This is a genomic window from Streptomyces sp. NPDC026538 (genome assembly GCF_055567535.1).
This window is the reverse complement of sequence record NZ_JBVHQG010000025.1, coordinates 1-14,609: the sequence shown is the minus strand read 5'-3', so window position 1 is coordinate 14,609 and position 14,609 is coordinate 1. Positions and strand designations below refer to the sequence as shown.

Genomic DNA, 14,609 nt, shown 5'->3' with positions numbered 1-14,609 from the left:
TCGGGGGAGGGGTGGCTCGTGGCCGGAGTAGTCATGGTGCATGGCATCTGGAATCGGCAGAGAGGCATGGAGCCACGCGAGGCTGCGGTTTCCTTGGCCAAGCGTAACCGCGCCCGGCTGGAACAGGGCCTTGCTGCATCAGGATTGAAGCACGTACCAGTCCCGGACGTGGCCATGGCCTACTACGCGCACGTGCTGTCCGATGGATGGCAGGACCAGGCTGCAGGACAAGCCGAGACGAGACTGGAGGATCTGTCGCCAGCCCAGCAGGAGGAAGCGCGGGAATGGCTTGAGCTGGCGGGAGTGCCTGTACCGGAGGAGATGCAGGCGGGTGTGCTGGCGCCGCTGAGGCAGATGGTGGGCTGGTTGGTCCGTCGTCGGACAGGAGATGGGGTGGCCGCGACGGTCCACAAGGACATTAGTGAACGGCTCTCCCGCTTGATCATTGCCTTTCTGCAGGACACGGATGCCTACACCTCACGGCCAAGGCGCAGGCAGAAGGCACGCGAAGTCGTGGCGCAGACAATCCGGGAGCAACAACCCAAGGTAGTGGTGGCGCACTCGCTGGGATCAGTGGTGGCATATGAGGCCCTCCATGAATTCAGTGATCTGCATGCTGAACTGCTTGTGACGCTGGGGTCTCCGCTAGGACTGCCGGCGATGATGCGCAAGCTGGATCCTGAGCCCATCGGCGGGTACGGCCAGCGGCCGCCTGGTGTGGCGCGGTGGGTGAATATTGCGGACGTCGGTGACCTCGTCGCGTTGCCCCCAATGCTCGGCGACTGTTTTCCTGTCGACGCCCACGAGACCACGGATATTGGGCTACTTGCCTTCCATTCCATGGAGCGGTATCTAGCCGATGGGATGACTGGCGCAGCTATCGCACCCCATCTGGCCTACTAACTCTTCGCCTTTGGCAGGAGTTGAGGTGCGCATGGGCTGGGGAGAGAGCAGGATTGCTGGGCAGGACGAGGAACTGGGAGTGGTCTGCAGTGACCCAAGCGTTGGTGATTGGGGCCGGTGGGTTTCCGCAGCCCGAGATTTCCGAAGACGACTGGGCGGCCGGCGTTGTCGTTCTCGGCCCCCTGCAGTCGGTTGCCAGTGCTGTTCAGGACGTTGCCCGAGCCTTGACGGATGCCGGGGTCGGTGCCACCGCTCCCATCCTCGATCCGGATCGTCACGAGCTGGAGGACGCCTGGCACAAGGCGCAGGAACTAGAGCAGCCCTTGATCGTTCACTTCAGCGGCCACGGCGTTAAGGGTCAGGGCGGCTTGTACTTGGCGGTACGCAAAAGCGATCCGTCGACGCAGCAGGCGCTCCGCACCTCCAGCGTGCAGGTCAGCCAACTGCTGGAGGATGCTGAGGCTGCGTCTCAGCCTGTTCTGTTTCTGCTGGACGTCTGTGGTGCCGGCAAGGCCCTCTCCACCCAGATGGCACAGCAGCTGGTCAATACCGGCGCGGATGCATGGCCGGAACGCCAGCGGCGAGCCTGGGTCATTGCTGCATGCGACGACAATGAGATCACCCATGGAGCCCGATTCAGCCAGGCCATGGCCACAGTGCTGCGCCGACTCGCTAAAGGTTTGCTGGATATATCTCCGGCACTGGAATATGTGCCCCTCGAGACGATCGCTGCTGAAGTCGACCGAGAGCTTGCGCGGGAGGACCTCGCAGCCGGCCGCGAGGGCCAGTCCGTGGTGCGTACGCCACACAGAGAGGCAGTACTGTCCGAGCCGCCCCCATTTTTCCGTAACCCCCATTACGGAAGCGACCCGGCAAGTCGCTTCCTGGCTCGCACGGAAGGAGCACTGCGCCAATTCGCCCTAGAGAGCGATCCGGCTTTGGACGTGCTGCACTTCGCCAGTCGGGCGGCCGGGAGCCGGTCCGACAGTGTGCTTTTCAGTGGCCGGAAGGAGCAGCTACGGCACATCGCTACGTGGCTCGACAATGCTGACGCGAAGCAAGAACGCTTGCGCGTGATTACCGGCGGGCCCGGGTCGGGTAAGTCGGCGTTGCTGGGAGTGAGCGTTTGCCTCACCCATCCCGCGCTTCGGCCCCTGAGGCAGCGGATCGTCGCCCGGGTGGAGAACTTCCGGCCGCGGCCGCTGGAGCATGTGGTGGCTGTGCATGCCCGCCAAATGACCATCGAGCAAATTACCGCCTCGTTGCAACGCCAGTTGATCGAGCAAGCGGGGGTTTCCGCAAACTGTACGCCTGGTGTCCAGTCATGGCAGCCCACGGTTGCCCCGGGGACTAGTCCTGACGAAACCGGAATGGCCCTCCTGGTAGAGACGTTGCGGAAGGCTGGTCCGACCGCGCTCATCCTCGACGCCCTTGACGAAGCCGTAGATCCGGCCGGCGTGGTGCATGACCTGCTGATGCCCCTGGCAGGCTTCGCCGCAGAGGACGCCGACGTCCCCTGCCGCGTCCTGCTAGGCACCCGACTGTGGGACGACGACGCTCTGTCCGAATTGCGTGAGGCGCTGAGGAATGGTCCAGCAACGCTGCTGGATCTGGACCAGGAACGCGACGATCTGGCGGAGGACCTTGCCCAATACCTGGGAGACCTCCTCTACGGCCACCACTCGCAGGCCACGGCAGAGGGCGTCGCCCGTCGACTGGCAGAAGACGCCGAACACGGGGCGTTTTTGATCGCCGCCCTGTATGCAGACCATCTCCTGAGCCAGCCGGCGGCCGACCATCACCTTCGTGACAAGCAGATCATCGACGCTGTGCCGTGCGAGATCACCGAGATGTTCGATCTGCACACCACGGCACTGGTGACGAAAAATCCATGGGCCGGCCCAGTCTTGCAAGTGCTCGGGCAAGCGCAGGGCCAAGGAATGCCCCTCGATCTCATCCACGCCGCGGCCCTAGCCCACGCGCCGCAATTCCGCGACCGGGACCTGCCCCCGGCCCTCCGGGACACTCAAGCCGCACTCACCGAGGCGCTCTTCTACCTCCGTACGACCATCGATACCGATCACCGGCTCCTGTACCGGTATTTCCACCAGGCCCTGAGCGACCACACCAGACCTGCGTGCGATCCGGCAACGTTGTACCGGGCACTGATGTCAACCGTTCCGTGCACCACCGGCGGTGCGCCCCGCTGGGATCTCGCCACCCCGTACATCCAGCGCCATGCCGCCGCTCACACGGTGGCCGTAAACCCTGCAGACATCGATGTACTCCTCGATGATCCTCTCTTCCTGCTGCATGCCGACCCGGATCACCTCTCGCCCTATCTACACACCGCCTATCAGCCGGTAGCCATGCAGCGTGCCCGCACCTACCGACGCTCGACCGCCCATCACCCACAGCGGCACGACCCCACCATCAGGCGCAGCCTGCTGGCACTGGACGCGGCGGCCGTACGAGACACCGCTTTGGCCAAGACACTTGCCGCAGCAGTCATCGAACACCAACCGTCACCAGCGACCTTCGAATGGACCGCCACCCTCAGCGCTGCTTCCGCACGCCTGCACACCCTGAACGGGCACACCGGACCGGTCAATGCCGTAGCAACAGAGGTACTTCCGGGATTGCGCGGTATTGCAGTCACCGGCGGCCAGGATGGGAAGGCACTGGTCTGGGAGCTGACCACCGGCCGCCTTCTGCACACCCTCAGCGGCCATAACGGGCCCGTCATCCACGTAGATACGGTCCCCCCGTTCATGAGTCGGACCGGGGCCGCCCTGGCTGTCACAGCCGGCCCCGAGGACCAACCGCGCATATGGGACCTGCAGTCGGGCGATCTCCTGCACACTCTTGATGGCCATACCGAAGGTGTGCGCGCACTGGCGACAGCGGACCTTTCCAGGAACCTGCGCAACCCCCGTTTCCCTGTGGTGGTCACAGCCGACCACACCGGGCAAGTGCGGATGTGGGACCTGCCAGGGGGGCACCTCCTATGCTCCGTAGGGACGTCTTGGGCTCCTTGTGCCATAGCAAGTGTCGGCGTGCAGATCGGTCAGAACGAGGTAACCGCATTCGTCCTCGGCGGCCACGCCGAACAAGCCGCGGTGTGGATCCCAGAACTCAGCACGCAGAAGTTTCGCCCTCTTCACACAGCGATCAACGTCAACCACGCGGTGGCGGCCACGGCTCTGCCCGCGGGCGGGGCCGTCGCTGTGACTGCCGGTTCCTCCTCATCTGCCCTCGTGTGGGACGTGGAGACCGGCACGCTTTTGGGAGAACTGCCGGGCCATGAAGGTGGTGTCCTCACTGTCGAGACAACGGTGGCCATCGGGGAGAAGAGGCAGAACGCCACTGCTATCACTATGGATGCCAGGGGCAAGTTGCGCGTCTGGGACCTGGAGACCGGTAGACGGCTTCGTGTGCTCAACCCGACGGCCCAAGCCGTTCCTACGGCCATGGCCATCGGCTTAGAAGCCATCATCACTGGAAACACAGAGGGGCAGCTGACTGTATGGGGCCATCATGGCTTGGACCCTCAACGCTCACGAACGAGCTACACGCTTGCTGCGCATGACGGCCCGGTGAATGCAGTGGCTATGGGCCCTCACAGTGCAATGGCTATGGGCCCTTATACGGATACCGTGAGCTGTGGTGAGGACGGTCGGGTAATGGTCTGGTCCGTCGGCAGACAGCTCGCCGCTCTCCCCGCACATAAGGGCAGGGTAGTTGCAGCCGCTGGCACTTCACTCCCCCACCGACCGCCTATTGCAGTCACCGCTGACGACCACGGCGAAGTGATGGTGCGAAATCTGAGCAATGGACTATGGCCGGACCTCTATAGATACCCACGCTGGCAGATCGACGGACTGCGGAGCTTGACCATCGTCCCTCTCCCCAACGATCAGACTGGTGTCGTAACCAACGACGACCGTGGCCGGTTGCGGCTCTGGGATCTCCACACGGGTCATCCCGTCCGTTACCTCAGTCGCCGAGGCCAATGTGTTGCAGTGGCTGCAGCAGAGCGCACCGACGCACCGCCAGTTGCGGTCACCCTGGACCGTCACGGCCGCGTTCTGGCCTGGGAACTCGCCCCCACAGTCGCCAGACCTCCCCAGAAGGTGCTCACCCATGCGGGAGCCACTCTCCTCACCGCGGTGAGAACCGCAGCAGGACCAACTCTGCTAGCCACCGCAGGAAACAGCACAGAGATCTTGGTGTCCGACCTCGCCACAGGCCGCCCGCTGCACAGATTAAACGGCCACTCCCACACCGTCACCGCCATGGCGGCGCTCGAGCATGGGTCGAACCCTGTCATCCTTGCAGGCGACGAAAGCGGCATGGTCCTAGTCTCCGACCCCACAGCGGGGCGCACTCTGCACTCGCTGCACGGCCATCGCAAGCCAGTCGTCGCCATCGCCACCACCATCCGGCCCAACGGACAGCCAACTGCCGTCACCAGTGACCAAGCTGGCAGTATCAGAGTCTGGGACCTCACAGCAGGCAAAGCACTAGGTTCACCACTCCACGTTCCCCAGGCAGGAATCGCCATAGCTGCCCACCGCACGGGCATCCTGCTCGGCTATCAAGGCGACCTCGCCTATCTACGGTGGCAACCCGACCTCCTCTGAACCCGCTGAAGCAATTGATCCCATTGTCGACCGCGCCCACGGATCGTCCCGGAGCGGAGCGAGAACCGGCCACGACCAGCGCCCCGTCGCTCTCCCGCCGGAGCTCAGACCCTCGTACTTCCTGTCGGACCAAGGCACATGCTGTCCTTGGGCCCCGAGGACAGCATGCCCACCATTCCCCAGTGCTTCGTCCACCGCCTCAACGCCGTGCGGGTCCACGCCGCCGACCGCTACGTCAACATGCACCCGAGAGCGACCTGGAGCCGTTCGTGGAACGCGCCGCACAGCGGCGACCGGCCGGGGACTGCACGACCTGACAGACGATCGTCAATGCTCGACCACTACGAGGGTCAGCGGTGGCGTGTCAGCCTGCGCATCCGAGCCGACTGGCTGATTCACGTCCAGATACGAGCCTGGTCGTCCTTGGTCTCGTTCTGTCAGGTGCGGGCGGCGTGGATGTCGCCGGCGTCGATCAGCGCCTGGCGCAGCTCCTCCGTCTCGGTAGGGCGCTCGGCCGCAGGCAGCGCTACGGCGGCCTCAAACAGGGTCCGGGCATGGCGGCGAACTTCGCCGTCCTCCCAGGCTGCGGATGCGCGGCGGGTGAGCAGGTGCGCGGCCAGGAGCAGGGCATCGGGGCTGCCCGGGTGGTCGGCGGCACGCTCGGCGACATCGCCAGCGTCGACCAGGGCCGGGGTGTGCTCGGCGCTGCGCCGGGCCAAAGGCAACCACACCTCGTCCGGGAGGGCGAGCTTGGCGAAGTGGCCGGCGCCAGCCAGCGCGCCGGGCGGCAGGCCGGCGTCGAGCGCCGCCGCCCACCACACGTGCTCGATGCCCTCCTCGGCATGGTCGGCTGGGGCCGGGGCGGCATCGACGGTGATCGGACGCGCCGGCTTGAAGAGAGCGAGCGTGAAGAACAGGCAGGAGGCCGCCTCGACGCCGCCCGGGCCCGTGGCCACCTCGCGCCAGGCGTCCGCAGGGTCACCGAGGAAATGGGGGTGGCCGGCCAACGCGTCCACCACGCGGATAGACACCCTGACTGGGTTGTCGCGCAGGGCGGACAGGAGCTGGCCGCGGTTCAGGGCGGCGAGCAGCAGCGGATCGCGGCCGCCATTCTCCAGCCATGCGGCTGCCGGTGAAGGCCGGTGAGGGTCGAGGACGTACAACTCCGGGTGGGCCGCGGTGAACACGGCGGCCCGGTGGTGCAGGACCGGCAGGTGTGCGCCGATCACGTCGGCGACGGCCTCGTCGCCACAGCGGGCGGCAAGGACGGCGACGACCAGGTCAAGGACTCTGTCGGGCATCTCACCGTCCGCGGTGCTCCGGCTTGCTGCATATTCGAGCAGGCAGTCCAGCGCGCCCACAGCCGCCTCCGCTTGCCCGGCCGCGACACCGCCGGCCTTCGCGGGAGTGCATGTGTCCCGGCAGTCCGCGGGCGATGGCGGCCCGGCAGGGCGGGTGAGGGGCTCTGCGAGGGTGTGCAGGCAGTCCAGGACTGCCGGCAGGTCGTCGGCCAGGTCGGTGCCGGTGCGCCACACCAGCTTCAGCAGGTCGAACACATCCCGGTCGGCGAACGCCGCGGTAGCGGAGGGATGTTGGGGGTCCTGCGGGACGGGCAGGGCTCGGCGCAGTGTGGGTGCGGCAAGGACGGCCGCAACCAGGCAGTCTGGAAGGCGGCGGCGGTCGAGCGCGGTGCGGGCGACTGCGTTCAGGTAGAACGCGCCGAGCTCCGCGCCGCCCAGGACGGCGAGGACCCGAGGGACGTCGCCCGCCCAGGCGTTCAGATTGGCCTCGATGAGGCGCTGCAGCACCATCGCGTAGCCGCGGGCACCCGCGTCGGGGGCACCGGCAAGGGCAGCGGCGGCCGCGAGCGGACCGTCGGCGGCGGCAAGCTTCAGCAGGGTTTCCGTCTCCAGCACGATGTGATGACGCGGCACCGGGAGGGCGAGCACACTTGGGTCGGGCGGCCCGGCTGGCTTCAGCCGGCCTACCGCGTCCAGCAGCGGGGCGAAGTCGGCGAGGAGCCCGGTGGGCAGGACCGGCGACCAGTCCCACACCCGCACCCAGGCGGCGGGCAACTCGCCGTCAGCTTGGTCGACATCGCGGGCGGCGGGAGCCGGGCCGAGCGCCTCACGCGCCAGCTGGTGCAGGTCTGCGGCCCGCTCGGGTGGGCAATTCTGCAGTACCCGAGCGGCCAGCCGGGCGCCTTCCGGCTTCGGGTGGGTGGCGAGCAGACGCACGGTGACTTCGATCGCCTGGTCCCACCACTGCCCGGCGCCTGCAGCATCGGGGTCGGCGGGCGTGTGCGCGGCCAGGTGGGCGGCGAGCATGCGGTCGTGCACGTGCCCGTCCGCGGCCGCGATCCGCCGCCACGCCCGCATCCGCTCGACCGGCGGGACACCGGCCGCGGCGTCCGCCGCAGCAAGTTCCAGGACCGCCCGGGCCAGGAACGGGCCCACGAAGTCCGGACCCACCGGACCTTCGCGCAGGCGCACCTCGTCCAGGTCGACGAGTAATAGCACGTTGGAGCCCGACGCGATGTCGCGGCACAGCAGGCCCGCCAGCGCGTTCCGAACCGGGCGGGCCCAGCAGAAGGGCCCGCCGCCAACAGTGTGGACGGTCGCCACCAGCTCCCGGAGCAAGCCCGCGACGTCGTGGTCGGGCAACCGGGCCGCCATCTGCTGCTTGAGCACCTGGCTCGCCTCCCAGGCGACGCGTTCCTCCTGGCAGGCCGTGCCAACCAGGGTCTGGTCCTGGTCAGCGTGCACGCGCTGCGACGCGGCTTGCATGGCCCGGACGGCGGCGTGCTCGATGTCCACCGAGTCCTTCAGCAGGTCTTCGACGACGAGCACCCAGTCCCCGTCTCGCGCGGCCACCGGAAGATTGCCCGCCCAGCTGGCCACCACCCGGCGCGAGAAACTGGCCTGCTCGGCCAGCTCGCCGGCCTCGGCGGGAACAAGGACGGTCGGGAGCAACAACCGGACGTCAGCGGGCGTGAGGGCGCCGACGTCGGCCAGGCGCAGCAGCGCACTCAGCGCGAGCGGGCCGCCGCCTGCAAGCTGGACGGCATGAGCAGACAACCACGGCTGGACAGCCTCCGGCCTGGCGGCGGCTAGGTGCTCGAGGAACGGGGCAGCTGGCCACATGCTGGCCGCCTCGTCAGCCAACAGCAGGTGCGGCGCGTGCTCGTGAAGGGCCTCCAGCCAGGTCGCGGCTGGCCCGGAACGAAAGAAGAAACTCGTGGCCCGCGGGTCAGCCCAGCCCGCCAGCTCCCGCGCCTCCGCCTCACCCGGGCCCGCGAGCGCGGCCAGCTCAAGGACACGTGCGGCGCGGTCAGGCAGCGGCACCAGCAACTCACGTGCCGCCGCCAGGACTTCCGCGTACAGGGCGGCGGCCTCGCCGGTGTCGGCGCTGCGGCCGTGCAGGATGCCTGAGGCCACTGCATAGACCCAGCTCCACACGTCGAGCGCCGTCTCCTGCGCCGCACCGAGCTCCACCTTCATCAGCCGTTCGGCGATGCCGCGGGCCCGGGCCTGGTGGTAGCGGCCCGGGCGGGCGAGTTCGCCGCGCAGAGCCTGGGCCGTCTCCCGTACCCGCTCCGACTCCCCGTCCACCGCGGCAGGGGCAGCGAGCACAGTGGCACGCGTGCCATCCGCGCCGATCCCGGCACCCTGGGCCTGGGTGCTGTGGGTCGCGCCCGGGGGCGGAAAGACGGCTTCCACCGCGGCCAGCAGGTTCTCGGCCGCGGCCTTGAGCCCCACCGTGACAGGGGCACCGGGCAGACCGAGCAACGCGTCTGCGGCGGATCGCACACAGGCCGCGGCGACCTCCTCCGGCCGCGCGAACCCGCCCCCGGCCAGGATGCGGCCGGCGTCGCGCAGCAGACCCAACGCCCGTACGCCCGCTTCCCCCTGCGCCCGCAAGGCATCCGCGAGGACGTCGTCGACCTCGGGCAGCACGCTCACAGCGGCCAGCATTCCCACATCGTCACTCACTGCATCACCGTAAACCCGCCGTCGCCCAGCCAGGCACGGGTCTCTCAGATTCAGCAGCCCCACGGGCCCTGGCGGGCCAGTACCGCGTCGGCCACCGGCACCGTCCGCCCGTGCCGAGCGCGGCGCGGAGCAGCCGGCAGGCCGGTGCGAGTGGGTCAGGCGGCCGGGCGTCAGCGGGCCGCCTTCGTCGGCAGCCAGTCGAGGATCCGGTCGCCCAGTGGTGCAGCCCCAGACGTCGGTGCGCACGGTGGATTCAGCGGATCTAATCCAGGACCTGCTGCCCCTGGCAGGTGATGGTGATGCCGTTTGCCGGGGTACCGGCCGGTGCCCCAGAAGCTGAGGGTGATCACGTGGTACGCCGCTGATCAGGGCCCGATAGCTCCTGCTTCGGGCCCTGATGGCGTCCAAGGGGGTCAGGCCGGCGTGATGTTGTCCGCCTGCGGGCCTTTCACCCCCTGGGTGATTTCGAAAGTGACCGCCTGGCCCTCCTGCAGCTCACGGAAGCCGCTGGCGTTGATGTTGGAGTAGTGCGCGAAGACGTCCGGTCCACCGCCGTCCTGCTGAATGAAGCCGAAGCCCTTTTCGGCGTTGAACCACTTGACGGTTCCGCTGGCCATGCTGGTGCCTCTCAGTCGCTGTCAGGAGCCGCACCGCGCGGCCGGGCGGTGATCGCCCTGGTCCGATGCTGCACAGCAAAGCGCCCGCGCCATAGCGCGGGCAGGTACTGCGAACGACGAAATCTGGCATCGACGCTACACGGCGAAAACAGCCTTCACCAGAGAGCAACCGTCGCATCCCTCATCAAGTCACCGCCCCAGCCACGTATACGAGTTCGGAGCCTCGTTTCCGCCTGCCGATGATCGGCGGGACGGATCGAGAAGGGCCTCGTCTGGTACTCGGATCTGGGATGGTTCAAGCCCCACCATGCCTGGGCGACAGGGCCGGAAAAGTCGGCGGCGCCGCACTCCGGGCGATGGGATCCTTCGGTGATGGGCCATCACTCCTATCTGGTCATCGGCGAATGCCAGTTCCTCTACACCCGTAATCACTACAACGAGGAACTGGCAGCGCTCTTCAACGAGAGCGACCGCGAGCTGGTCGTCACCGACACCGGCGACGACACGCACGACGACGACTGGGACGAAAAGGGGATCACGCTCGGGTACTACACCACCGTCAAGGCTCTGCGACAGCGCCTGAACGTGCAGGGTTTCACCTCGCGTCGGGCTCTCGCCGACCTGGCGGAGTGCATCGAGCAGTGGCAGAAGACCTACGAGGGGCAGAGCGAGCTCCGGGAACGAGAAGCCAGGGGCGAGCAGTTGCACCAGACTCTCGCCCGGCCCCCACGCGAACCCGCCGAACTCCTTGCGGCCATCGGCTCGGCAATCGGACCGCACCGCCCGCGGACGTCGTTCGCCACAGCGCAGGAGCACTTCTCGTACGAGGTCGAATTCACCGAGACCGCCGGAGACGTTGAAGATCTGCGCTGGTTCGTCGAGTACCGCAGCCTCGTACGGCTGCTCGTCGACCAGGCCTCCGATGACATGCGGGTCGGGTTGGACCTGAGCGCGCTGACCGGCTGCTGCGTAGGCCTGGACACGGACCAGCCCATCGCCAGCCCGACGCGTGAACGGCAGCTCGCGGCCCTGCCCGACAACGCCCCGCTGATCGTGCTCACGAAAGGAAGCACCGACGCCAGGGTTCTCACCCAGGCGATGCACGTCACCCACCCGCACCTTGTCGACTTCGTCCGCTTCTTCGACTACGCGGGCACAGCCACGAAGCCCCAGGGCAGTGTCGGGGCGCTCGCGAACATGGTGAACGCGTTCGTCGCAGCCGGCGTGGCCAACCGTTTCGTGGCAATCGCCGACAACGACGCCGGCGGGCACGCGGCATTCGCCAAGCTGAAGAGACACAAACTGCCCACAGGTTGTCGGGTGCTGCACTACCCGGATCTGCCCCTGCTCGCCCGATACCCCACCGTCGATCCAGGCTCCCCCGCCATGGCGCTGACCGACGTTAACGGTGCCGCCGGCTCCCTGGAGATGTACCTCGGTGAAGACGTCCTGATGATCGACGGCGCGCTGGCCCCGGTCCACCTGCAACGCTTCATCCCCGCCGTGCAGCGCCACCAAGGGGCGCTGTCGCCAGCCCACAAGGTCCAGGTGCAGAAGGCGTTCAACAAGAAAGTGAAGGCCGCTCGGTCAGGACAGGACAGCAGCGGGGATTGGAGCGGCATCCACGCCATCTTCGAGAAGATCGTCCACGCTTTCGACTGAAGGATCAGGAGCCGCGTGTCAGGAGGCCGCCTTCGCGACGGATTCGACTGCGGCGATGCCTTTCATGGGTTCGGGACCATCGGTCGGTCGCCCATACGGGCCCGGGCGGAGCCGAGGATCGCTACGCTGGCCGCAGGTGCGGCGCTCCCCCCGTGGCGCCGCACCTGCCCGCTTTCACGGGCCCTCGCCCTATCGTCCTCTTGGCGGACAGGCCCGGTCAGCGCTTCGGTCTCCTGCAAGAGCCGGTCCGTGGGAGCGAAGTCCCCCCGGCTCGACCGCGAGCGCGGCGCGCACGAACGCGGCAAGCGCGATGCCGCCGTTTGCGCAGCTCGAAGACGCGCAGCACCTCGTGCGCGTACGCGGCGCGGTATCGACATCCAGCTTGCACGCAGTGCCCCTCGGCGGCCAGGGCGAGCTGCAGCCCGCCGGGCCAGCCGCGCATGGAGCGGGCAGCGGCTTGACGGGCGGCCGGGGTCTGGTTCAGGTGGCGTGCCGCCAGGCGCGTAGCAGCGCGGCGATCCTTTTGGCGGTGCATGCGGGATCTGGACGAGCTCGACATGATCTGCGCCGCCCTGGAGTGCACGGTCGCGGACCTGAGCGGTCGGCGAGAGCCTGCGTGCGGGCAGCGGCGGCCGGCCGGTGCCGAAGCAATCGGGTGGCAAGGGCGGTCTACGTCGCCTGCCGCCGAACTGAGCATGGTGTCGCGGAAACCTGCCGGGTCGTGCACGTTGTGCGCCACCTGGGGTCTGGTCAACACCAAGGGGCTGTGCACGAGTGCCGGGATGGCCGCTACAGGGTGATCCAGGGCATCCTGCGCGAGGAGGTGTGCCGCCGGTGTGCCTCGCCGGGGATCGTCGGTGCGGACGGTGCCTGCCGGGGATGCCGGGTCACGGTCCGGCTCGGCGAGGACGAGGCGTGGATGCACGCCGAGTTCGAATGGCGCACCTTGCCCGCGGGTCGGCCGCTGCAGCTGGCGCACCACATCGATGGGCTGGTGCTGAGTAGCTTCCCGCTGCGGTACGGCAGCGGGCCCCGAGTGAGGCAGTGGCTCGCGCCGTGGGCCCGTGGCCGGGTACCGCCGGCCCGCGACGATCCCGACGTGTGCGTGGAGGAAGTGCCCGGCCAGCTGGGTCTGTTCGCGCCGTGGCCACGCACGTTCACCCGTGCCCACGGCCAGCTCCTTCGCGGCCGCGCCATCCCTGACCTTGCCCAAGTCAAGAGCGTGCTCGAGAAGATGGCCACCGAGCGCGGGGTCGGCGAGACATGGCGCTTCCACACCGGTGAGGGGCTGCGGCTTGCGCTGGCCTCCCGGCCGCCGGACGAGCGGCTGGTGCGTCCCGAGGCGCTCGCGGATCTGCCGCAGATGCGGCCCACCCTGCACGAGGCTCTGAAGCGGGCCGGGATGCTGGCGCCGCTGCGGCCGCGGCTGGTGCCCTTCTGGATGTCACCGGATGTGGGGAGCTGCCGCGAGTGCCTGGCCTGGACGAACGAGCGTGATCAGCGGTGTGCGTCCTGCCAGAACTGGGCGATCGGCCGGCCGACAGGCCCGTGCCACCGGTGTGGTCGAACGCTGCCGCTCAGGGACGATCACTGCCGGCGCTGCGTGCTGCTGATCGCCGAGACCGAGTACGACGTGGACAGCATCCTTCTCGACGGAGGCGACCAGCTCTGGTTCGGCGGTCCCTTCGCCCTGCACCTGATCTGTGCGCGCTCCCGTGAGGGCGGTCTGTACGGGCGACGGCGCCTGCAGATCAAGCGGCGCGAGGCCGTGGCAGTGTCGCGGGCCGCTCGCCCCGTCTCCGTCCATCTCGCCCTGCCAAGCCAACTGGATTGTTCCACCTGGCCCGCGACTGGATCGGCCATCCCAATCGTCACCGTGATCGTGCGCGCAGCCTGCGATCGGGCGCGAAGTCGTGCGGCCAGGTCCGTGACCAGTTGCAGTGCGGTCCCCCGCGCCTGCGGGCCGTCCAGGACGTCCCTGGAGAAGTCTGCCCGTAGCAGGACCGACTCCGGGACGCTGTCCGGACGAATCGTGCGGCCGTCAATCCCCCGGGCGCGTTCTTGCAAAATCCGGGCGGAACGGCCCAGGATCCGCAGCGCGGTCGCCGGTGGCAGGACCGAAAGCTGGCCGATCGTTTCCACCCCGAGGTGCCGAAGCACGACAGCCTGGACTCGGCGGATGCCATAAAGGTCCTCGATCATCTGCGGTGCCAGGAACTGTTCCGTCGCCGATGGCGCCACGTACCGGATACCACCTCTCCCTGCGCGGGCTGAAGCCATGGCCGCGACCGACCAGCACTGCCCGACGCCCACCACCGTGTCCAGCCCGAACCACGCCAGAGCCTGCAGCCGTATCCGTTGCGCGAGCTCGACCGGCCCCGCCGCAAAGAGCCGGAGGGCACCACCCACCTGAGCAACAGCAGCGCCAGGCGTCAACGCCTGCACGATCGGAGTGAACCGCCCCAACACCGTCATCAGCTCGGGTAGCCCGCCACGCTGCCGCAGCCGAACATGAAGAAACGTGGCAACCTCGGTCACCTCTTGACCTCCTCCTCCCCAGTCATTCGCCGAACCGGACGGCGTTTTGCCTTATCCGGCGGAACCAGCCGGTGTGTTCACGACTTGCTGCATGCGGGAATCTGCGAACTGGTCGGATTCGGTTCGTGGCGAATGCGGCCGCGCTGTGCAGTCCGTAGTACGCCAGGGCCCGCAGCTGAATGACTTCGGTGATGCCGCGGGCGTCTCAGTGTCAGAGCCGGGTCGCGCCGTTGTTAGGCAGAGTTCCATCTCTC

General features: G+C 68.0%; 7 protein-coding genes. 3 read left to right on the top strand and 4 right to left on the bottom strand.

What is annotated here, in order from left to right; genetic code table 11:
* The first annotated feature begins 33 nt into the window (after positions 1–33).
* On the top strand, positions 34–903 hold the full coding sequence (locus ACZ4N4_RS45675; RefSeq protein WP_467600624.1) for a hypothetical protein: 870 nt from the start codon (positions 34–36) through the stop codon (positions 901–903).
* Between the two features lie 89 nt (positions 904–992).
* Positions 993–5,546: a hypothetical protein gene (locus tag ACZ4N4_RS45670; RefSeq protein WP_467600622.1), complete on the top strand. Its 4,554-nt coding sequence runs from the start codon at positions 993–995 to the stop codon at positions 5,544–5,546.
* A 437-nt stretch (positions 5,547–5,983) separates the two neighbouring features.
* Here ACZ4N4_RS45670 and ACZ4N4_RS45665 read toward each other — a convergent pair whose 3' ends face one another.
* The gene (locus ACZ4N4_RS45665) at positions 5,984–9,601 is read right to left on the bottom strand and encodes a hypothetical protein (RefSeq protein WP_467600620.1); all 3,618 of its coding nucleotides are present in this window, start codon (positions 9,599–9,601) and stop codon (positions 5,984–5,986) included.
* Between the two features lie 350 nt (positions 9,602–9,951).
* On the bottom strand, positions 9,952–10,155 hold the full coding sequence (locus ACZ4N4_RS45660) for a cold-shock protein (protein ID WP_467600617.1): 204 nt from the start codon (positions 10,153–10,155) through the stop codon (positions 9,952–9,954).
* Positions 10,156–10,527: 372 nt separating this feature from the next.
* Between ACZ4N4_RS45660 and ACZ4N4_RS45655 the strand changes: the two genes are divergently transcribed.
* Complete coding sequence (locus ACZ4N4_RS45655) at positions 10,528–11,817, top strand: HEPN/Toprim-associated domain-containing protein (RefSeq protein ID WP_467600614.1); 1,290 nt, start codon at positions 10,528–10,530, stop codon at positions 11,815–11,817.
* A gap of 217 nt (positions 11,818–12,034) precedes the next feature.
* Here ACZ4N4_RS45655 and ACZ4N4_RS45650 read toward each other — a convergent pair whose 3' ends face one another.
* On the bottom strand, positions 12,035–12,259 hold the full coding sequence (locus ACZ4N4_RS45650) for a DUF6420 family protein (RefSeq protein ID WP_467600665.1): 225 nt from the start codon (positions 12,257–12,259) through the stop codon (positions 12,035–12,037).
* Positions 12,260–13,404: 1,145 nt separating this feature from the next.
* Positions 13,405–14,019: a DinB/UmuC family translesion DNA polymerase gene (locus tag ACZ4N4_RS45645; RefSeq protein WP_467600662.1), complete on the bottom strand. Its 615-nt coding sequence runs from the start codon at positions 14,017–14,019 to the stop codon at positions 13,405–13,407.
* Between the last annotated feature and the right edge of the window lie 590 nt (positions 14,020–14,609).

Bases quoted from the DNA above. Each gene is read 5' to 3' on its own strand.
- ACZ4N4_RS45650 (WP_467600665.1), bottom strand. From the start codon at position 12,259: ATGCGCGGCTGGCCCGGCGGGCTGCAGCTCGCCCTGGCCGCCGAGGGG.
- ACZ4N4_RS45655 (WP_467600614.1), top strand. From the start codon at position 10,528: ATGGGCCATCACTCCTATCTGGTCATCGGCGAATGCCAGTTCCTCTAC.
- ACZ4N4_RS45645 (WP_467600662.1), bottom strand. From the start codon at position 14,019: ATGATCGAGGACCTTTATGGCATCCGCCGAGTCCAGGCTGTCGTGCTT.
- ACZ4N4_RS45660 (WP_467600617.1), bottom strand. From the start codon at position 10,155: ATGGCCAGCGGAACCGTCAAGTGGTTCAACGCCGAAAAGGGCTTCGGC.
- ACZ4N4_RS45675 (WP_467600624.1), top strand. From the start codon at position 34: ATGGTGCATGGCATCTGGAATCGGCAGAGAGGCATGGAGCCACGCGAG.